This window comes from Minwuia sp., from assembly GCF_048263705.1.
Taxonomy (GTDB): domain Bacteria; phylum Pseudomonadota; class Alphaproteobacteria; order Minwuiales; family Minwuiaceae; genus Minwuia.
The window spans coordinates 228920-247670 of the sequence record NZ_JBLXDV010000003.1; the positions used below are offsets into that span (position 1 = coordinate 228920).

The 18751-nt window shown below is 64.2% G+C and carries 17 protein-coding genes; 5 read left to right on the forward strand and 12 right to left on the reverse strand.

The window, feature by feature from the left end:
* Positions 1 to 42: 42 nt before the first annotated feature.
* Positions 43 to 648 (forward strand): 2-hydroxychromene-2-carboxylate isomerase, encoded by a 606-nt coding sequence (locus tag ACN0X7_RS05940; RefSeq protein WP_417515115.1) that lies wholly within the window; start codon positions 43 to 45, stop codon positions 646 to 648.
* A gap of 6 nt (positions 649 to 654) precedes the next feature.
* On the opposite strand, the gene ACN0X7_RS05945 is transcribed toward ACN0X7_RS05940, so the two are convergent.
* Together ACN0X7_RS05945 and ACN0X7_RS05950 are read right to left on the reverse strand one after the other, a co-directional pair.
* On the reverse strand, positions 655 to 1647 hold the full coding sequence (locus ACN0X7_RS05945; RefSeq protein WP_417515117.1) for an NAD-dependent epimerase/dehydratase family protein: 993 nt from the start codon (positions 1645 to 1647) through the stop codon (positions 655 to 657).
* Between the two features lie 41 nt (positions 1648 to 1688).
* Positions 1689 to 2915: a DUF2336 domain-containing protein gene (locus ACN0X7_RS05950; protein ID WP_417515119.1), complete on the reverse strand. Its 1227-nt coding sequence runs from the start codon at positions 2913 to 2915 to the stop codon at positions 1689 to 1691.
* A gap of 106 nt (positions 2916 to 3021) precedes the next feature.
* Between ACN0X7_RS05950 and ACN0X7_RS05955 the strand changes: the two genes are divergently transcribed.
* Both ACN0X7_RS05955 and ACN0X7_RS05960 read left to right on the forward strand, forming a co-directional pair.
* Positions 3022 to 3729, forward strand: a complete 708-nt coding sequence (locus tag ACN0X7_RS05955) for a pyrimidine 5'-nucleotidase (RefSeq protein ID WP_417515121.1) — start codon at positions 3022 to 3024, stop codon at positions 3727 to 3729.
* A 13-nt stretch (positions 3730 to 3742) separates the two neighbouring features.
* Positions 3743 to 5248: a M81 family metallopeptidase gene (locus ACN0X7_RS05960; RefSeq protein ID WP_417515123.1), complete on the forward strand. Its 1506-nt coding sequence runs from the start codon at positions 3743 to 3745 to the stop codon at positions 5246 to 5248.
* 3 nt (positions 5249 to 5251) lie between these two features.
* Here ACN0X7_RS05960 and ACN0X7_RS05965 read toward each other — a convergent pair whose 3' ends face one another.
* From ACN0X7_RS05965 to ACN0X7_RS05995, 7 genes are all read right to left on the reverse strand, one after another.
* Positions 5252 to 7261 carry an acetyl/propionyl/methylcrotonyl-CoA carboxylase subunit alpha gene (locus tag ACN0X7_RS05965; RefSeq protein ID WP_417515580.1) on the reverse strand — a complete coding sequence of 670 codons (2010 nt, stop codon included), beginning with the start codon at positions 7259 to 7261 and terminating at the stop codon, positions 5252 to 5254.
* Between the two features lie 15 nt (positions 7262 to 7276).
* Positions 7277 to 8884, reverse strand: coding sequence for a carboxyl transferase domain-containing protein (locus tag ACN0X7_RS05970; RefSeq protein ID WP_417515125.1), 1608 nt, complete (start codon positions 8882 to 8884; stop codon positions 7277 to 7279).
* Positions 8885 to 8956: 72 nt separating this feature from the next.
* Entirely contained in the window at positions 8957 to 9361 is a 405-nt protein-coding gene (locus ACN0X7_RS05975; RefSeq protein WP_417515127.1) for a type II toxin-antitoxin system VapC family toxin, read from the reverse strand.
* The gene (locus ACN0X7_RS05980) at positions 9358 to 9612 is read right to left on the reverse strand and encodes a type II toxin-antitoxin system Phd/YefM family antitoxin (RefSeq protein WP_417515129.1); all 255 of its coding nucleotides are present in this window, start codon (positions 9610 to 9612) and stop codon (positions 9358 to 9360) included. The genes ACN0X7_RS05975 and ACN0X7_RS05980 overlap by 4 nt, the downstream gene beginning before the upstream one ends.
* Positions 9613 to 9669: 57 nt before the next feature.
* Positions 9670 to 10116 carry a nuclear transport factor 2 family protein gene (locus tag ACN0X7_RS05985; RefSeq protein ID WP_417515131.1) on the reverse strand — a complete coding sequence of 149 codons (447 nt, stop codon included), beginning with the start codon at positions 10114 to 10116 and terminating at the stop codon, positions 9670 to 9672.
* The gene (locus tag ACN0X7_RS05990; RefSeq protein WP_417515133.1) at positions 10113 to 10820 is read right to left on the reverse strand and encodes an SDR family NAD(P)-dependent oxidoreductase; all 708 of its coding nucleotides are present in this window, start codon (positions 10818 to 10820) and stop codon (positions 10113 to 10115) included. Before ACN0X7_RS05990 ends, ACN0X7_RS05985 begins: the two co-directional genes overlap by 4 nt.
* Positions 10817 to 12187 (reverse strand): aspartate aminotransferase family protein, encoded by a 1371-nt coding sequence (locus tag ACN0X7_RS05995; RefSeq protein ID WP_417515135.1) that lies wholly within the window; start codon positions 12185 to 12187, stop codon positions 10817 to 10819. The genes ACN0X7_RS05990 and ACN0X7_RS05995 overlap by 4 nt, the downstream gene beginning before the upstream one ends.
* Positions 12188 to 12317: 130 nt before the next feature.
* Between ACN0X7_RS05995 and ACN0X7_RS06000 the strand changes: the two genes are divergently transcribed.
* Together ACN0X7_RS06000 and ACN0X7_RS06005 are read left to right on the forward strand one after the other, a co-directional pair.
* Positions 12318 to 13676 carry a YjgN family protein gene (locus tag ACN0X7_RS06000; RefSeq protein WP_417515137.1) on the forward strand — a complete coding sequence of 453 codons (1359 nt, stop codon included), beginning with the start codon at positions 12318 to 12320 and terminating at the stop codon, positions 13674 to 13676.
* A gap of 4 nt (positions 13677 to 13680) precedes the next feature.
* On the forward strand, positions 13681 to 14799 hold the full coding sequence (locus ACN0X7_RS06005; RefSeq protein WP_417515139.1) for a M48 family metallopeptidase: 1119 nt from the start codon (positions 13681 to 13683) through the stop codon (positions 14797 to 14799).
* A 4-nt stretch (positions 14800 to 14803) separates the two neighbouring features.
* Here the strand turns inward: ACN0X7_RS06005 and ACN0X7_RS06010 are convergent, their stop codons facing one another.
* The 3 genes from ACN0X7_RS06010 to der are packed head-to-tail and all read right to left on the reverse strand — an operon-like array spanning position 14804 to position 18742.
* Positions 14804 to 15988: a CaiB/BaiF CoA transferase family protein gene (locus tag ACN0X7_RS06010; protein ID WP_417515141.1), complete on the reverse strand. Its 1185-nt coding sequence runs from the start codon at positions 15986 to 15988 to the stop codon at positions 14804 to 14806.
* A gap of 25 nt (positions 15989 to 16013) precedes the next feature.
* Positions 16014 to 17393 (reverse strand): cytochrome P450, encoded by a 1380-nt coding sequence (locus tag ACN0X7_RS06015; protein ID WP_417515143.1) that lies wholly within the window; start codon positions 17391 to 17393, stop codon positions 16014 to 16016.
* Positions 17390 to 18742 (reverse strand): ribosome biogenesis GTPase Der, encoded by a 1353-nt coding sequence (der, locus tag ACN0X7_RS06020; protein ID WP_417515145.1) that lies wholly within the window; start codon positions 18740 to 18742, stop codon positions 17390 to 17392. The genes ACN0X7_RS06015 and der overlap by 4 nt, the downstream gene beginning before the upstream one ends.
* Positions 18743 to 18751 lie beyond the last annotated feature (9 nt).

Genomic DNA, 18751 nt, shown 5'->3' on the forward strand with positions numbered 1-18751 from the left:
AGAATAGTGAGAATCCGTTGCAGCAAAAGGGGAGGTTTGCAGATGGCCAGGCTTGAGGTGTTTTTCGACTGTTCGTCACCGTGGACATATCTGGCGATCGCGAAGATCGGCGATGTCGCACGCAGGCACGACGCCGAGCTGGTCTGGCGTCCGATCCTGGTCGGCGGCGTGTTCAATCAGGTGAACAAGCAGGTTTATGAGAACCGCGCCAATCCGGACCATCCCAAATACCGCTACATGCGCAAGGACCTGATGAACTGGGCCGCCTACCATGAAGTGACGATCAACTGGCCGTCGATCTTTCCGGTCAACTCGGTGAAGGCCATGCGTGCCTGCATCGCGGCGCTGGACGACGGCAAGGTCGAACCGTTCGCAATCGAGATCTGCGATGCCTACTGGGGCCGCGATCTGGATATCAGCCAGGAGGACGTGGTGGCGCAATGCGCCGAGGCGGTCGGTCTGGACGCCGCGTCCGTGGTCGAACGTTGCGCCGATCCCGGCATCAAGCAGCGGCTGAAGAACTACACGCAGGAAGTGATCGACCGGGGCGGATTCGGCAGCCCGACCATGTTCATCAACGACGCGGACATGTATTTCGGTCAGGACCGGCTGCCGCTGATCGACGACGCGCTGAAACGCGCCGGATGAGAACGGTCACCTGATCAGGTTCACCTTCATCAGCCATTTGTAGCAATCGTTGACGGCGGTTCTGAGGGACGACGGCGCGTAGTCGAGTTCGTCCTCCGCCCTGCTCGAGGCAATGGTCACGCGGCTGCAGACCATCTCGACGGCCTCAGGCGTGACCTGGGGCTGGCGCCCCGTGAAGGCGGCGACGCTCTCCTCGATGCGCCCCATCGTGCGCAGCATGAAGGCGGGTGTCGGGGAGCGCGGCACCTTCGGCTGCCCGGCCAGACCGGCGACCAGGTGAACCAGTTCCAGGAACGTCGCATGCGGTCCACCCAGCAGGTAATTCTCGCCGGACCTGCCTTTTTCCACGGCCGCGATGTGCGCCCGCGCCACGGCCTCGCCATGGGCGAAGTCGCCCGCGCCCGGCGGCACCCCGGGCAGCCGTCCCATGGCCGCCATCGCCACCAGCCGGGCCCAGTTGTGGCGGTCGTGGCGGCCCAGAATATGGCTCGGGTTCAGGATCACCGCATCAAGACCGTCGTTTGCAACCGCGTCCAGAACGACCTCTTCGGCCTCATGCTTGGTCCGGTTGTAGCTGATCCAGGATGATGTCCCCGCCTTGGGCGTCTCTTCCGAGATCCGTTCATCCGACCAGTCATAGACGTTCCAGGTCGAGGTATGGACCAGCCGTCCCGCCCCGCGTTTCAGCGCCGCGTGCACGACACTCGCTGTCCCGTCGACATTGACCGCCTTCTGTTCGGCGGCCTGCTTCTTCCACATGGATGTCATGGCAGCGACGTGAAACACGGCATCGCACCCGTCGGGCATGGCCGCGACGATCGAGTCCCGGTCGGTCACATCGCCCGCTACCAGATCGACGTCGTGTGCTTCCAGGAAAGCTGTGTCCGCATCGGGACGGTGAAGGGCCGTGATCTGCCAGCCCGCGTCGGCGAGCTGCTCGATCAGGTTCTGTCCCAGAAATCCGGTGCCACCGGTCACGAAGGCTTTGCGATCCGTCATCATCCGAGTTTCAGGCAGCGCGGACCGCCGATCAACGGATTTCAGTCGGTGATGTGCGCGATCTGGATATCCATCTCGTCCGGCGTCATCGGGAAATCGACCCCATTGCGCGCAGGCACGATCTGGCTGGGCGAGACCTTGGCAATCCGCTGCTGCATCAGCAGCGCCGTACGCATCGACAGTCCGGCCTGATAGACCAGCGCGGTGGTCGCCTTGCCGTTGCGCATCTTCAGGATCTTCTCGACCCCGGCGTCCGACCGTTCGGACATCAGAGCGAGCGCATGGACCACGAAGCTGCGCCGGTTCTTCTCGATGGCCCCCTGGATCACCTCATCGTTCAGCTTGCCCTGCGAGGCCAGGTGATCGGCGAAGTCGGCGTCCAGTTTCGTGTCGGCATCGCGATCTTCGGCCAGCCGTTCGCTGACGGCCTCGGCGATCACGCGCCGCGTGCGGTTGTCCAGACCGCCCCGGTCGGAAAGCTGGTTCAGCAGCGCGCGGGAAATGAAGCTGGAGATGCGGCGCATGGCCCGTTGCGACAGTTCCGGTCGCACGGTCAGCGGCTCATGCAGTTCCTCGATCTTCTCCGCATCGAAGGCCACGCCGTCCAGGGTCTCTTCCTGGATTTTCGCAGACTTGTTGCGCAGCAGCGCCGCGATGGACGGCATGTCGGCACTGGCAACGACCGCGTCGCTCACCGCTTCGCCGATGCCGTGCCGGCGCGCGATCGCAGGCAACGCACCCAGCGTGACACCCGCGGCCATCAGTTCCACCAGATCGGCATCGTTCAGCAGCGGCGAATATTCGAGCACGGGCGCGGAGACGATCTCCTCCACGTCGCGCGCGAGTTGCAGGATCACATCCTTCGGCACATCGGGCATCGCCTTGATGGTCTCGGACAGGGCCGCGCGCACCACGGGCAGTTGATCCTCGGCGAGTCGCTCCAGCGCCTGAATGGTCATTTCACGCAGTTTGGTCTGCCGGGTCTGTTTCAGACCGGGCATCAGCCGCCCGATCTTGCGCGCCAGTTCCACGCGAACCTCGTCGTCCTCATCCTCGACAAGGATGAGGTTGGCCTGCCCGGGCGTCGATTCATTGCCCGCGACCGCCAGCCGGACGTGCTGGTCTTCATCGTCGACCAGATAGTAGAGCACCTCCGGCTGCGTATCCGGATTGGTGGCCAGGGCCTGCCGTGCGGCGGCATCGGTGCTGCTCAGCACGGGCGCAGCGGCGCTGTAGTCAGGGTTGGCAGTGCGCTTGTCGTCGGCCACAGGCAGACTCCGTTGCTTCCACAGAGAGATCGCAACGGTCGCAGAAATTGCCTAATCGACGGTTAATCGTTGCCCTCGCCCCACCCGCCTCGGCTATAACGGCCAGATGCAGAAACGTACCAGCACCGCGCCCGATCTTCGCCACATCGATACCTGGGTCTTCGATCTCGACAACACGCTCTATCCGGCCAGTTCGGACCTGTTCTCACAGGTTTCGGACCGGATGCGCTATTTCATCTGCGATCTGCTGAAGGTCGAGGAGGATGAGGCGCACCGGCTGCAGAAGGGATATTTCATGTCCCACGGCACGACGCTGAAGGGTCTGATCGACCATCACGGCATCGATCCGAAGGACTTTCTCGACTATGTCCACAAGATCGACCTGTCGCCGATCCCCCCCAATCCCGAACTGCCCGTGATACTGGAACGGCTGCCGGGCCGCCGCCTGATCTTCACCAACGGCTCGGTCGATCACGCCATGAACATCATGACCCATCTGGGCATCGACAAATGCTTCGAAGGCATCTTCGACATCGTGCATTCCGATTACATGCCCAAGAAGCACGTCGAGCCATACCACCAGTTCGTCGAGAAGCACGACATACAGCCGAAGAGCGCCGCCATGTTCGAGGACATGGCCCGCAACCTGGCACCCGCCCACGAGATCGGCATGACCACGGTCTGGATTCCCGGCATTTCGGAGTGGAGCTTCGAAGCGTCCGAAGGGGAACACATCCACCACGTCGCCGAAGACCTGAACAGTTTCCTGCTCGCCGCCCTCGATGTCATCGAAGGCCGCACCGAACCCGCCTGAGGAGTCCTGCCCCATGGCCAGAATCGCCATCGCCGGTTTCATGCATGAAACCAACACGTTCGCCCCGGTCCTGACCACCTATGAACATTTCGCCCGCAGCGAGGGCTGGCCCGGGCTGACCGCCGGTGAGGCGATGCTGACGGTCTTCCCGCCGATCAACATCGGCACGGGCGGCTTCATCACCGAGGCGCAGAAGCAGGGCCACGACCTGGTGCCGGTCTGCTGGTCTGCCGCGGTGCCTGCTGGATACGTCACCGAGGACGCCTACGAGCGGATCACGAAGATGATCGTCGACGGCATCGGCGCTGCGGCCGACAGCGGGATCGATGCGGTCTATCTGGACCTGCACGGCGCGATGGTCGCCGAGCACCATGAGGACGGCGAAGGCGAACTGCTGGAGCGGCTGCGCGCCCGGATCGGCGGCGACATCCCCGTTGTCGTCAGCCTGGACCTGCATGTGAACATCACCGAACGCATGGTGGCACTTTCGGACGCGCTGATCGCCTACCGCACCTATCCGCACATCGACATGGCCGAGACCGGGCGGCGCTCGGCGCAGCATCTCGACCGCATGCTGAACGGCCTGCCGAAGCAGGCGAAGGCCTTCATCAAGCTGGATTTCCTGCCGCCGCTCACCGGTCAGTGCACGATGGTCGAGCCATCGAAGTCCGTCTACGAACTGGTGGCGAAGCTCGAAACCGGCAATGTGTCATCGACCAGCTACACACCCGGCTTTCACCCCGCCGACATCCATGAATGCGGGCCCGCCATCGTGGCCTATGCCGACGATCAGGAAAGCGCGGACGCTGCCGCCCGCGAGATCGCCGACTATGTGCTGTCGCGCGAGGGCGAATTCGCTGAACCGATGCTGGAACCCGGCGCGGCGGTGGCCGAGGCACGGCGGCTGTCCAACTCGGCGACCAAAACCATCGTGCTGTGCGATGCACAGGACAATTCGGGCGCGGGCGGCACCTCGGACACGACCGGCCTGCTGCGCGCCCTGGTCGAGGGCGAGGCGCGCGGTGCCGTGCTCGGCCATCTGACCGATCCCGAGGCCGCACAGGCCGCGCACGAGGCGGGCGTCGGCGCCACCCTGCGGCTGGCGCTGGGCGGCAAACTGTTCACGGCAGGCGATCCGCCCTTCGAGGCCGATTACACGGTCGTCGCCCTGTCCGACGGCAAGTTCCTGTGCACCGGACCGTTCTACGGCGGCACGAACGCCAATCTGGGCCTGACCGCCGTTCTGGAAACCGGCGGCGTGCGCGTGGTGGTCTGCGAGAACCGGATGCAGGCCGCCGACAAGGAAATGTTTCGCCACATCGGCATCGAACCCGAGGAGGTGAAGATCCTGGGCCTGAAGTCATCGGTGCACTTCCGGGGCGATTTCACGGACATCGCCGAGACGATCATCATCGCCGAAGCGCCCGGTGCCTTCATCGATCGCCCGATCAAGAACCCCTACCGCAACCTGCGCGCGGGGGTCCGCCTTGGCCCGCTGGGGCCGGAGCATCAGCCCTGAGGACTACGCCGTCTCCAGCGCGATGAGGGTCGTGCCCTCTTCCACCTGATCGCCTTCGGCGAAGTTGACTTCCGCCACCTTGCCCGCGGTCGAGGCCGAGATGGTGTGTTCCATCTTCATGGCTTCGAGGATCATCAGCGGATCGCCCTTCTTCACGTCGTCGCCGGGCTTGACCGAAACCTTGATGATCTTGCCCGGCAGCGGTGCCGTGATCGCCCCACCCACCCCTTCGTCGCCCATGTCGGCTTCCATCGGATCAACGACATGGAACGCCAGCAGCGCGCCGTCGTGGATCAGGGTCAGTGACGGCGCATTCAGGTGATAGGCCAGTGCCGCGCGGTCGCCGTTCAAGGTCGCCGTCAGCTCACCGCGCTGCTGACGCGCGAAGCTCGCCTGCCAGCTCTCGCCGCCCGCATCGACCTTCAGACCGCCACCCGCCTGATAGTGCACGAGGACATCGGTCTCCGTCTCGCCATGGCGCAGTTTGACGACCTCCCGGCCCTCGTCGTTCAGCCGCCAGCCGTCGATGGCATCCCACGGGCTGAAGGGATCGCCGTCATGGGATGCCGTATGCGCGGCCTGCCGCTCGGCGAGGATCGCCAGCACCCCCAGCGCCATCGAACGGGCATCGGGTTCGGCCTTCGGCGGAATCAGGTCCGCCTCGAACCGTTCGATGAAGCCGGTATCCAGATCCGCCCTGTCGAAGGCCGCATGGGTGATGACCTTCTTCAGGAAGAACACGTTGGTCGTCAGTCCGATCACGCGGGTCCGGTCGAGCATCCCGGCCAGCTTGCGGTTGGCCTCGGCGCGGTCGCGGCCATGCGCGATCAGCTTGGCGATCATCGGGTCGTAGAACGGCGTGACGCTGTCGCCTTCCCGCACGCCGGTGTCCACGCGCACGCCCTCGCCCTCATCGGGGAAGCGGAGCATATCCAGCCGTCCGGTGGCGGGCAGGAACATGCGCTGCGGATTTTCCGCATAGAGACGTGCCTCGACCGCATGACCGTTGATGGCGAGATCTTCCTGCGCCAGGGGCAGCTTCTCGCCCGCCGCGACCCGGATCTGCCATTCCACCAGATCCTGACCCGAGATCATCTCGGAAACCGGATGTTCCACTTGAAGACGGGTGTTCATCTCCATGAAATAGAAGCGATCTTCTCTCAACCCTTCGGAAACGTCAGCGATGAATTCGATGGTGCCCGCGCCGCGATAATCGATGGCACGTGCGGCCGCGACTGCCGCCTCACCCATGGCCTTGCGCATCGCGTCCGTCATGCCGGGTGCCGGGGCTTCCTCGATCACCTTCTGGTGGCGGCGCTGGATCGAACAGTCGCGCTCGAACACGTAGACCGCGTTGCCGTGGGTGTCGCCGAAGACCTGCACCTCGATATGGCGCGGCTTGACCAGATACTTCTCGATCAGCACCCGTTCCTCACCGAAGGCGTTCTTCGCCTCACGCTGCGCGCCTTCCAGCGCCTTCTGGAAGTCCTTGGCCGCATCGACACGGCGCATGCCCTTGCCGCCACCGCCCGCGACCGCCTTGATCAGCACGGGATAGCCGATCCGTTCGGCTTCCTTCGCCAGTTCCGCGGGGTCCTGCCCGTCACCGTGATAGCCGGGCACGACGGGCACATTGGCCTCTTCCATGATGGCCTTGGCGGCGTCCTTCAGGCCCATCCGGCGGATGGAATCAGCCGTCGGGCCGATGAAAGTCAGCCCGGCCTTCTCCACCGCCTCGGCGAACTTCGCATTCTCCGACAGGAAGCCATAACCGGGATGGATGGCCTCCGCGCCGGTGCGCCTTGCCGCCTCCAGGATGACGTCGCCCAGCAGATAGCTCTTCGTCACTTCAGCCTCGCCGATGCGGCAGGCTTCGTCCGCCATCTGCACGTGCATGGCGTTGGCGTCGGCGTCCGAGTGGACCGCGACGGTGCGGATGCCCATACGGCGGGCCGTACGGATGACGCGACAGGCGATCTCGCCCCGGTTCGCGATCAGGATTTTTTCAAACAGAGCCATGGTACCGCCTCACATCCTGAACACGCCGAATTTCGTATCCTCGACGGGCCGGTTCAGCGCCGCCGAGATCGCAAGCCCGAGGGTCATGCGCGCATCGACCGGGTCGAGCAGCCCGTCGTCCCACAGCCGCGAGGTCGCGAAATACGGGTCCGACTGCTCCTCGAACTGGTCGATGATGGGCTGCTTGAACTCGGCCTCTTCCGCCGCCGACCAGTCCTTGCCCTGGCGTTCGTAGTTGGCGCGGGTGACCGTCGCCAGCACGCCCGCCGCCTGCTCGGGGCCCATCAGGGCCAGCCGCGCGCTGGGCCACATCCAGAGGAACCGCGGTCCGTAGGCACGGCCGCACATGCCATAGTTGCCCGCCCCGTAGGAGCCGCCGACGACCATGGTGAACTTGGGCACCTTCGTGGTGGAGACGGCCGTCACCAGCTTGGCGCCGTCCTTGGCGATCCCGCCGGCCTCATACTTTCGTCCGACCATGAAGCCGGAGATGTTCTGCAGGAAGATCAGCGGGATATGACGCTGGCTGCACAGTTCGATGAAATGCGCGCCCTTCTGGGCCGATTCCGAGAACAGGATGCCGTTGTTGGCGACGATGCCCACGGGATAGCCCAGAATGCGGGCAAAGCCGCAGACCAGAGTCTGACCGAACAGCTTCTTGAACTCGTCGAATTCGGACCCGTCGACCATGCGTGCGATCAGTTCGCGCACATCGTAGGGCTGCCGCACATCCTTCGGCAGCACGCCGTAGAGTTCCGTCGGATCGTAGGCTGGCGCGACAGGTGCCTCCAACTTGATCGAGGCCGGCTTCACCCGGTTCAGGTTGGCGACGATGTTGCGGGCGATGGCCAGCGCATGGGCGTCGTTCATGGCGTAGTGGTCGGTCACGCCGGAGGTGCGCGAATGCACATCCGCGCCACCCAGATCCTCTGCCGAGACGACTTCACCCGTCGCGGCCTTCACCAGCGGCGGCCCGCCCAGGAAGATCGTGCCCTGCTGGCGAACGATGATCGCGTCGTCGGACATGGCGGGCACATAGGCACCACCCGCAGTGCAACTGCCCATGACCACGGCGATCTGAGGGATGCCGGCGGCGGACATGTTCGCCTGATTGTAGAAGATGCGCCCGAAATGCTCCTTGTCGGGGAAGACATCGGGCCACTGCGGCAGGTTCGCACCGCCCGAATCGACCAGATAGACGCACGGCAGACCGTTCTCCATGGCGACTTCCTGCGCCCGGATGTGCTTCTTCACGGTCTCGCGGTAGTAGGTGCCGCCCTTCACCGTCGCGTCGTTGCAGACGATGACGCATTCCAGTCCCGAGACGCGCCCGATACCGGTGATGACGCCGCCGGAAGGCACCTCCCCGTCGTACTGACCGAAGGCCGCAAGCTGGCTGAACTCCAGGAACGGCGCACCCGGATCGACCAGCGCGCGGATGCGGTCGCGGGGCAGCATCTTGCCGCGTTCCAGATGCCGCTGCCGGGACCGTTCACCGCCGCCCAGCTTGATCTCCGCCACGCGGTCCTTCAGCCGCGCGACTTCGCCCCGCCAGAATTCGGCATTGCCCTTGAACGCGTCGGATCGCGTGTTGAGTTCGGATTTCAGTACCGGCATGCGGTGCGGCTCCCCTGACCGTTCTTCGTTGCACTGAAATTGAGCATGTTTGGCGACGCCGGGGAAGCCCGCTCAGGCGAACAATGCCACGCCTGCCCCCGATGCGGCATCGGCAAGCCGCCGGTCCAGCGTTGCCAGCGGCAGTTTCTCGCGCAGGGCAAGATCAACATATGCGGCATCATAGAATGAAAGGTCGCAGGTTCGGCAGATGCGGATGATTTCGTTCAGGCTTCCGTTCTTTCCCTCAACGATGGGCAGATTCGTCAGCATGGCGACCGCCTGCGGCGTTTCTTCATCCGTCAAACGCCCTCGCCTGAACGATGACCGGATGAGATTGCCAACTTCGTAGAACCAGATCGCCGGCACTGTGGCCTCAAGGTCTTCGAGCATGCCCAGAACCCTGATCGACAGATCGTTCTCTTCATCGCTCAGTATCCAGGGACCAACGACGGACGTATCAATCACCAGCCCCGTCAAACCCGGCGACCCTCATCGCGCATCTCAAGAATATCGGCGACGGAGACACGCTGGGATGGCTTGTGGCGCATGAAGGCGCGCACGGCTTCGACAGCTGCCTGGCGTCCGGAAGCCGATTCATCACCGTTCTGAGGCACCAAGGTGGCGACCACCTTTCCGTGCCGTGTGATCTGCACCTTCTCTCCGCGTTCGACATCGGAAAGAAGTTCCGAGAATCTGGCCTTCGCTTCGGTCGCGCTAACGTGCTTCATCATCATTCCAGTCATTTTGACCGGTCAGAATGTATCATCCGGCCAGATTGCCTGCAATCAGGCTCCGCGTGAAAAGTCCACACCGATCTCGCGGCGGCTGAACCGCCATCCGTCATCGGTCCGGACGAATGTGTCACGGTATTCACCGACGATTTCGGGCACTTCGGACGGCCGGACCGACGCGTCAGCCTTGTCGTCATGACGGTAGAGCGTGAGATAGACCACGCCCGTCGCCGTCCCGGCATCCTGCACGTCGATCAGAAGATTGGTGCAGACATGACGCGATCTGCGATGCGTGGCATTCTGACGACGCTGAAATCCTGCCCGGATCTCATCGATGCCGGTCATGGTGTTGTCGGGCGACGTCCAGACACCATCTTCGGTGAACAGGTCGGCAATCCGGACCGCCTCGCCGCGATCGACGAAGTGGCAATATTGCTGGACCAGCCGGTCGCAGGCGCGCTCGATCAGCATGCGGTCGACGTCTGTCAGGATCTCGGTCATCGGGGTCTTACCTCACGGTCGAATGCGACGTTCTCTTCATCAAAAATCCGGTATTCCTGTTCGTTCCAGAACACGCGCCCCGTCGGGCCATCCGGTTTGAAACCGGCCATCCACCGAGCGGTCGGATAGACATCCGCAGGATCCTGCGGCGCTTTCGGGTTCATGCCCGATTTCGTCGGTCCCGGAATCAGCCCGTTGACCAGAACGCCGGCATCCATGGCCTCGCGCGCGGCGCTGCGGGTCAGCGTGTACAGCGCAGCTTTCGAGGCACCATAGGCCGCAAAGCCCTTGCCGCCCACTTCGGCTGCCCGCGACAGCGTGTTGACGATATGCCCGCCGCCCTGGTTGCGCATGATCGGCAGGGCCGCGCGGATGCCATAATAGGGACCGAACAGGTTGACCCGGATCAGGTGCTCGAACTGGTCTTCCGCATAGTCCTCGATGCCCGCACAAATCCCCAGCCCCGCGTTGTTGAACAGCATGTCCAGGCGTCCGTAGGTCTGCGCCACACTGCGGACGAGGCCGGCGATCTCGGTCTTTATCGATACGTCGCACATCTGCATCTCGAACGGCCAGTCGTTGCCCTGGCCGGATACATCCGCGCCGACAATGATCGCGCCGTCGCGATGGAAACCGTCCGCCAGGGCGCGGCCAATGCCGCTCGCCGCCCCCGTGATCAGGATGACCTTCCCCTTCACACTCATGGCATTGCCGTCCGCGCGGTCGGCGCAAAATCCGACAGCCCCTGTCGCAGCAGGTCGATGATCAGATCGATCTCCTCCGACGTGACGTTCAGCGGCGGCGTGACCAGAAAATGATCGCCCCGCGCACCGCCGAGCATGCGCCTGGAATAGATGATCAGCCCCCGGTCGTAGCAGGCCTGCGCGATGGCATGGCCCGCATTCAGTTCAGGCGGCAGCGGGATGCGCTTCTTCCGGTCCGCCATGACGTCGAAGCCCAGCATCAGGCCACGCCCCCGCACCTCGCCGATGAAGGGAAATTCGTCCATCAGGCGTTCCAGTTTCGCCTTCAGGATCTGGCCTTTCGCCGCAGCGTTGGCGATCAGGTCGTTCTGGAACAACACGTCCATCACGGCCAGCCCCGCAGCACAGGCCAGCGGTCCCGCCGAGTAGGTGTGGCCGTGAGCATAGCCGCCAGCGTCATCGACAGCCTGCACGATGTCACCCCGCGCCAGCACCGCCCCCAGCGGCACGTAGCCCGCCGCCAGCCCCTTGGCCATGGCAATGATGTCCGGTTTCGCATTCCAGTGTTCGGCGGCAAGATATTTACCCGTCCGCCCCGACCCGCACATCACCTCGTCATAGATCAGCAGCAGACCGTAGCGGTCGCAGATCTCGCGCACCTTCTCGTAATAGATGTCAGGCGCGACCAGTCCGCCGGTCGCGGCACCGCCCACCGGCTCGACGATGAAGGCCAGCACTGTCTCGGCACCCTGCGCGATGATCGCATCTTCCAGCATGAGCGCGTAGCGGAGCGCCGCCGCGTCTTCGCTCTCGCCGTCCGGCCGTTCGATCACGAAGGGCGCGGGAATCTTCGGATGGGTCTGCATCATGGGCGCGAACGGGCCGAACATCTGAGGGTCGCCCGTCAGCGACAGCGCCCCCAGGGTCGAACCGTGATAGGACGGCAGCCGTGAGATGATCTTGTAGCGCGTCGCCTCACCCTTCGCGATCGCGTACTGACGGGCCAGTTTGATGGCTCCCTCGACGGCCTCCGAACCGCCGGAACAGAAGAACGCACGCGTCAGACCCAGGTCTGCGCCCAGATCGGCCAGACGGTCGGCCAGCCGCTCCGCCGGACCGTTCTTGAAGTGGGAGCGGAAGGCAAAGCAGATGTCATCCATCTGCGCCCGCATGGCCGCGACGACATAGCGGTTGTTGTGCCCGATATTGGTGGTCTGCGGTCCGCAGGAGGCATCGACATAGCGCCGCCCCTCGTCGTCCCAGATGAAGATGCCCTCACCGCGCGCCGCCATCGGTCTGTCCTCGGTCGGCCAGAAGAACATGGATGACGGTTCGTTGCGCCCGTGACGCGGTGACTGATCGTTCATCGAGACCTCCCCAAGCTGGTCTGCAACCCTACGTCGATTGAGACTGTACGAAAAGCGCCACCCTGTGCCAGTAGTGATGCCGTAACCCGGTGCGATAGAATTGCGATACACGATCTTTGGGGGCAAGGGGATGCAGGACGACAAACCCGCCGACTTCTCGAACGGCATGATCCAGGTCGATCCGGCTGCCGCGCCCCCGGCCGAAACACTGCCGCCCGAGTCCGTCGAGGAAACCCCGGACGAAGGCATCGAACTCACCTATCAGGGACGCTGGCAGGACGTCGCCTCGCTGGCGCTGACCAATGCGCTTCTCAGTTTCATCACCTTCGGCATCTATTCGTTCTGGGGGCGCACGCGGATCCGGCGCTATCTGTGGTCGCACACCTCGGCGAACGGTTCGCCGCTGGAATATCACGGCACCGGCGGGCAGATATTCCTCGGCTTCATCATCATCACCGTGATCTTCGGCATCATCAACGCGATCTTCCAGTTCGTTCAGACAGCCCTGGTCAACGCCGCCGTCAGCGCCGGAGATCCTGCCGTGATCGGCGTCATCTTCGCGGTCTCGTCCTTTGTCTTCATGGTCTTCTATCTGACCTTCTTCGCCTACATCACCTATTCGGTGCGTCGCTACTGGCTGGCCGTGACCTCTTGGCGGGGCATCCGGCTGTGGCAGGGCGGAACACGCGGCACCTTGCTGCGCATGGCGTTCCCCCGATCCCTGCTGACGGTGGTCACTGCCGGGCTGTGCTATCCGTGGCTGATCCTGAAGACCGAGGGCTATGCCTACAGCCAGAGCCACGTCGGCGACCAGCAGTTCAGCTTCGGCGCGAAAGCAGGCCCGCTGCTCCGGGGCTGGCTGCCGCTCTGGGCCAGCTATTTCCTGCTGGTGCTGGGCCCGATCGCCGCGCTCTTCCTGTTCAGCTTCACGGCAGCGATGTCCGGTGACGCGGAGGCCGCGAGCGACATCTTCCCGTCCTGGATCGCCGACATGGGGAAAGCGGGCGCTATCGCGTTCGCAACGGGGTTCGGCGTGGCCATACTCATCGCCGCTGCGGCATACGGCTTCTGGCGCGCGCGGCTGTTCAACGTCGCCGTCAGCGGCATTTCGATCGGCAATCTGCGCTTCATTGGCCGGATTCGCACCATGACCTTCATATCCGCCTACGTCCGCGCGTTCCTGCTGGCAGGCATCATCATCGCCGTCCCCGGGATGCTGATCGCCACAATGCTGGGGGCCTTTTCCGTCGGCAGCGGAAGCCCCTTTGCCGGCTTCTTCAGCTTCCTGCTGATTTTCCTGCTGTTCTTCGTGGTCTGGGGCTTCGTGCGCAACGTCATCATCGTGCACGGGCTCTGGAAGGCGCGGGTCGAGGCGACCAGCACCGAGGGCACTGTCAACGTCGGCATCATCCGACAGGCCCAGGTCCGGCGGATGCGCCAGGGCGAAGGCTTCGGCATGGCGTTCGATGCCGGATTCGGCGAGGCCTGATCGCTTGACGGAAACCCTCAACGCCCGCTTCTCCGACGGTCAGACCGCACTTGAACACCGGATCGAGGTTCGCGTGTCGAACACCGGGCTGGCTTTCGCGGCAGCCGGCATGAACCACATCTGGCCCGCCGAAGGGCTTCTGCTGCTGGAGCGTGCCGCAGACCGTCCGCGCGTGGCCCACGAAAGCTTCGGGGAAGCGCGGATCGTCTTCGACGATGCGCAGGCAGGGGCTGTCCTGAACCGGCACCTGCCCGACATCATGAGCAGGAGCCAGGATCGGCTCTCGCTGGACCTGCGCCGGTTTGCGATGTTCGGGGGGACGGCACTGGCGCTGGCGGTCGTCGTCTTCCTCAGCCTCAACGCCATTGCCGGTCTGCTCACGACACTCGTTCCCCTATCCTACGAGAAGGAACTGGGGGAGCAGACACTCACAACCCTGGACGGCTTTCTGGATGGCGTCTCGGAACGATGCGAAACGCCTGAGGGACTGGCGGCACTGGACAGGATGACAACCCGTCTGACGGGCGATCGGGAGTTGCGCGTCCCCGTCGAGGTCCGCGTGGTCCCGGTCGACATGGTCAACGCCATCGCCCTGCCCGGGGGTTTCGTGCTGATCTTCGAAGGCCTGCTGAAACAGGCCGGCAGCGCCGAAGAAGTCGCAGGCGTGCTGGCGCATGAGATCGGCCACACGCAGTACCGGCACGGCATGCAGCGGCTGATCTGGAGCGAAGGTCTGGCGATCCTGATCAATATCGTCTCGCCCGGCGACCTGGGCCGTATCGGCCGGGACGCGGGCGCGCTGCTGCTGTCGCTGTCCTACAGCCGAGACGCCGAACGCGAAGCCGACGATTATGCCATCGACAATCTGAACCGGATCGGTGTCACCAGCGCGGGCATGGCGGAATTCTTCGAGCGCGCGGGCGGCCTGCATGAGGCCGGGGAAACGGATGCCGAAGGGAATTCGGATGTCGCGGCACTGCTGAAGTATCTGTCCACTCATCCGGATTCCGCCGAACGGGTCGCGACGATCCGCGCCGAGGGTAAGGGCACCGGCACGATCCTGAGCGATCCCGAATGGGATGCGCTCAGGACGATATGCGGTCCGGACGACGCCGAAGAGTGATCGGTCAGACGATCCGTTTCTCGCGCAGTTCCGCGATGCGGGCCTTGTCGATCCCGAGTTCGTTCAGGATTTCGTCCGTGTGCTCGCCCAGAACCGGCGCGCGGTGGCGGATACCGCCCGGTGTGCCGGTCAGGTTGATCGGCGCGGACGCCACCGGCGCGGGGTGCGGCAGGTTCGGGAAATCGACCGGCTCCAGGAAGCCCATCGCCTTGATGTGCTCGTCGTCCAGCGCCTGCTGCGGACTGAGCAGCGCGCTCGACGGGACCGACGCGGCGGCGTAATCGGCCAGCACCTCGTCCGTGCTCTTGTCCTTCGCGTGCTCGCGGGCGATTTCGGACAGGATCTCGCTGTTGTCGCCGCGATCCAGATCGGATGTGAAACGCGGATCGTCCTTCAGTTCCGGCCGCCCCATCATGTCGCACCAGCGCTCGAACAGTGGCCGTCCGACCACCTGCACGATGACCCAGCCGTCCTTCGTCGGGATGATGTCGGACGGTCCGGCCGTCTGCCCGCGGTTCATGGTCGGCTTGCGGTTGATCTGGGTCATCGCCTGTTCGATCAGGGCAGCATTGCCGATGGTCAGCGCCGAACGCACCAGCGCGCCTTCGACCATCTGGCCCTCGCCCGTTTCCTTGCGGTGCATCAGCGCGACCAGCGTGCCGATGGCCGACATCATCGCCGTCGTGAAATCCACCCACGGCGCGGCGAACTTCACCGGCTGATCCTCGGAGCCCGACATGTAGGTGCTGCCCGACATGACCTGGCCGATCCCGTCGAAGCCGACACGGTCGCTGTAGGGACCGCCGTGGCCGTAGGCTGAAACGGTCGTCAGAATGATGTCTTTCTTGATCTTGCGCAGGCTCTCCAGGTCCAGACCCATCGCCTTCAGGCCCTGCGGCGGCAGGTTGGCGACCACGACATCAGCCGTTTCGACCAGCCTGGCCACGATCTCCCGGCCTTCGGGCTTCATGGGGTTCAGGGTCATGCCGCGCTTGTTGCGGTTGATCTGCAGGAACAGCGCGCCGATGCCGTCGTCGTTCACCGGTGTGGTCCAGCGGTCTTCCGACCCGGCCAGCTTCTCGATGCGGATCACATCCGCGCCGAACTCGGCCAGCAACGTGGCGCAATACGGCCCGGCGATATAACGCCCGAAATCCAGAACCCGATAGCCGCTCAATACTCCCGACATGCTTCCCTCCCCCGGAATCGTCAGATCATCTTTTCTCTATACGCATTTTCATACCGAAGCGCGGACGCAACGTCACCCTTCCCTGCGGCTGCACAGGGTGGCCCTGCTTCAGACGCAGGCGGTAGCGCTGCCCGATCACGGCCATGGCCATGCGGCCTTCGGTCTGCGCAAAGCCCGAGCCGATGCAGATGCGCTGCCCGGCACCGAACGGGAAATAGGCGTGCTTGTGGCGCTCGTGCACTTCGTGATCGGCGAACCGTTCGGGATCGAACCGGTCGGGCTCGGGCCACAGCTTCGGATTGCGGTGCGTGATGTAGGGCGTGGCCGAGACGATGGCCCCTTTCGGAACCGCCAGTTCGTCACACAGCCGATCCGCCTTCTCCGCCGTCCGGCTGATCGAAAAGGCCGGCGGAAACAGGCGCAGCGTCTCGTCAAAGATCATCCGCGTTCGCTCCAGCGTCCGCATATCGTCGAACGTGGGACGTCGTCCGGCCAGAACCGTGTCCAGTTCCGCATGGAACCGGGCTTCCTCGTCCGGGTGCTGGGACAGCAGATAGAACGCCCACGTCAGCGCCTGCGCCGTCGTCTCGTGTCCCGCCGCGAAAAGCGTCAGCACCTCGTCGCGCAACTGCCGGTCGGTCATGGCTTCCCCGGTTTCCGGGTCGCGGGCATCCAGCAGCATCTGCAGCAGGTCCTCGCGCGCGCCCGCGCCCTCGCCCCGGCGCTGCTCGATGATGCCGAAGATCATCTCGTCCAGTGTCTTCAAGGCCTGCTTCACCCGCGGATCGCGGAAGCGCGGCATCCATTCGGGCAGACCCAGCAGATCGACCGCCGACATGCGGCCCAGATGCTCGATCAGGATACCGACCGCATCCCCCAGTTCGTCGATCCGCTGGCGCAGATCGGACGAAAACAGCGTCCGCGCCACGATCTCCATCGTCAGGCGCATCATCTCGTGGGCGATATCGATATGGCGTCCGGTATCCGCGTGCGATTCCCAGCGGTCGGCCAGCTCGCAGGCGCAGTCGGTCATCGCCTCGGCCAGCAGCTGCAGCTTGCGGAAATGGAAGGCCGGGGCGGCGATGCGCCTCTGCCTGCGCCAGAAAGCCCCTTCCGAGGTCAGCAGCCCGTTGCCCAGCGCCGGACCGAGGATCTGACGGTTCAGACGCCCCTTGCTGTAGATGTCGGTCTTATCGACCAGCATCTCCCGGATCATGTCGGGACGGTTGATGATGATGAAGGTCTGGAACGCGAACCGCCGGATCGAATAGTCCTTGTCGAAGATGTACGGCGGATACAGCGCGACGACGTTGTCCTGCATCGTGCGAAAGCTCTCGATCAGGCCCATCCGCCGTTCCGGTCCGAGGTGGGGATGCAGCGGTTCCTGATCGTCGGCAATGCTCATTTGCGCCTGTTGCTCCTGCCCTCGTAGGGGTTCTTGCTCTTCCGCAGGTTGATGCGCACGGGCACGCCCTTCAACCCGAAATGATCCCGCAGGCCATTGATCAGATAGCGTTCATAGCTTTCCGGCAGTTCCCCGCCGGAGGATGTGAACAGCGCAAAGGTCGGCGGGCGCGCCTTGGCTTGCGTCATGTAGCGGATCTTGAAGCGGCGGCCCGCCACCAGCGGCGGCGGGTGCTTTGCGACCATCTCCTCCAGCCACTCGTTGATGCGGGCGGTCGGCACGCGCAGGTTCCAGGCGTGATCGGCTTTCAGGACGGCGGGCATCAGCTTGTCGATGCCCCGACCCGTGATTGCCGACAGGGTTACGATGGGTACGCCCCGCGCCTGCGCGAGCTGATGCTCCAGGCGGTAGCGAATGCCCTTCAGCAGTTCGGTGCCGTTCTCGACCAGATCCCACTTGTTGATACCGATGACCAGCGCGCGGCCTTCATCGAAGGTCTGACGCGCAATGGCCAGATCCTGCTTCTCCAGCGGCTGAAGCGCATCGACCAGCAGAACGACGACCTCGGCGAACTGCAGCGCGCGACGTCCGTCGGCCACCGCCAGTTTCTCCAGCTTCTTGTCCACCTTCGCGCGCCGGCGCATGCCTGCCGTGTCGAACAGCCGGATCGCCCGGTCGCGATAGGTCCAGTTGATCGAGATGGCGTCGCGCGTGATCCCGGCTTCGGGGCCGGTCAGCAGGCGATCCTGTCCGATCAGCCGGTTGATCAGCGTCGACTTGCCCGCGTTCGGACGGCCGACAACGGCCAGCATCAGCGGCTTTTCGGTCTCTTCCTCACGCCACGCATCTGAATCCGGCGGTACCGCCGCCTCGATCGCATCGCAGAGATCGAGCAGACCCATGCCGTGTTCGGCGGAAATGCCGATCGGCTCGCCCAGTCCGAGTTCGTAGGCTTCGAGGCGCCCGTTCTCCCCGACATTGCCTTCGCACTTGTTGGCACAGAGGATCACCGGCGTCGTCTGTTCACGCAGCCAGCCGGAGAAATGCTTGTCCAGCGGGGTGACGCCGGCCCGGGCATCGACCAGCATCAGGGCGACGTCCGCTTCGGCCAGCGCGGCCTCGGTCTGCTGGCGCATGCGGGCTTCGAGACTGTCATCGAAGGCTTCCTCCAGCCCCGCCGTATCGATCACGCGGAAGGTCAGGTCGCCGATGTGCCCCTCGCCCTCCCGGCGGTCGCGTGTCACACCGGGCAGATCATCGACCAGCGCCAGTCGCTTGCCCACAAGCCGATTGAAAAGCGTCGACTTGCCGACGTTGGGACGGCCCAGAATGGCAACGGTCATGGTCATGCGTTTGCG

Excerpts from the sequence above, each read along its gene's own strand:
- ACN0X7_RS06015 (WP_417515143.1), bottom strand. The coding sequence starts at position 17,393 with ATGAGCATTGCCGACGATCAGGAACCGCTGCATCCCCACCTCGGACCG.
- ACN0X7_RS06000 (WP_417515137.1), top strand. The coding sequence starts at position 12,318 with ATGCAGGACGACAAACCCGCCGACTTCTCGAACGGCATGATCCAGGTC.
- ACN0X7_RS06010 (WP_417515141.1), bottom strand. The coding sequence starts at position 15,988 with ATGTCGGGAGTATTGAGCGGCTATCGGGTTCTGGATTTCGGGCGTTAT.
- ACN0X7_RS05995 (WP_417515135.1), bottom strand. The coding sequence starts at position 12,187 with ATGAACGATCAGTCACCGCGTCACGGGCGCAACGAACCGTCATCCATG.
- ACN0X7_RS05970 (WP_417515125.1), bottom strand. The coding sequence starts at position 8,884 with ATGCCGGTACTGAAATCCGAACTCAACACGCGATCCGACGCGTTCAAG.
- ACN0X7_RS05985 (WP_417515131.1), bottom strand. The coding sequence starts at position 10,116 with ATGACCGAGATCCTGACAGACGTCGACCGCATGCTGATCGAGCGCGCC.
- ACN0X7_RS05940 (WP_417515115.1), top strand. The coding sequence starts at position 43 with ATGGCCAGGCTTGAGGTGTTTTTCGACTGTTCGTCACCGTGGACATAT.
- ACN0X7_RS05990 (WP_417515133.1), bottom strand. The coding sequence starts at position 10,820 with ATGAGTGTGAAGGGGAAGGTCATCCTGATCACGGGGGCGGCGAGCGGC.
- ACN0X7_RS05980 (WP_417515129.1), bottom strand. The coding sequence starts at position 9,612 with ATGAAGCACGTTAGCGCGACCGAAGCGAAGGCCAGATTCTCGGAACTT.
- ACN0X7_RS05945 (WP_417515117.1), bottom strand. The coding sequence starts at position 1,647 with ATGACGGATCGCAAAGCCTTCGTGACCGGTGGCACCGGATTTCTGGGA.
- ACN0X7_RS05960 (WP_417515123.1), top strand. The coding sequence starts at position 3,743 with ATGGCCAGAATCGCCATCGCCGGTTTCATGCATGAAACCAACACGTTC.
- ACN0X7_RS05955 (WP_417515121.1), top strand. The coding sequence starts at position 3,022 with ATGCAGAAACGTACCAGCACCGCGCCCGATCTTCGCCACATCGATACC.
- der (WP_417515145.1), bottom strand. The coding sequence starts at position 18,742 with ATGACCATGACCGTTGCCATTCTGGGCCGTCCCAACGTCGGCAAGTCG.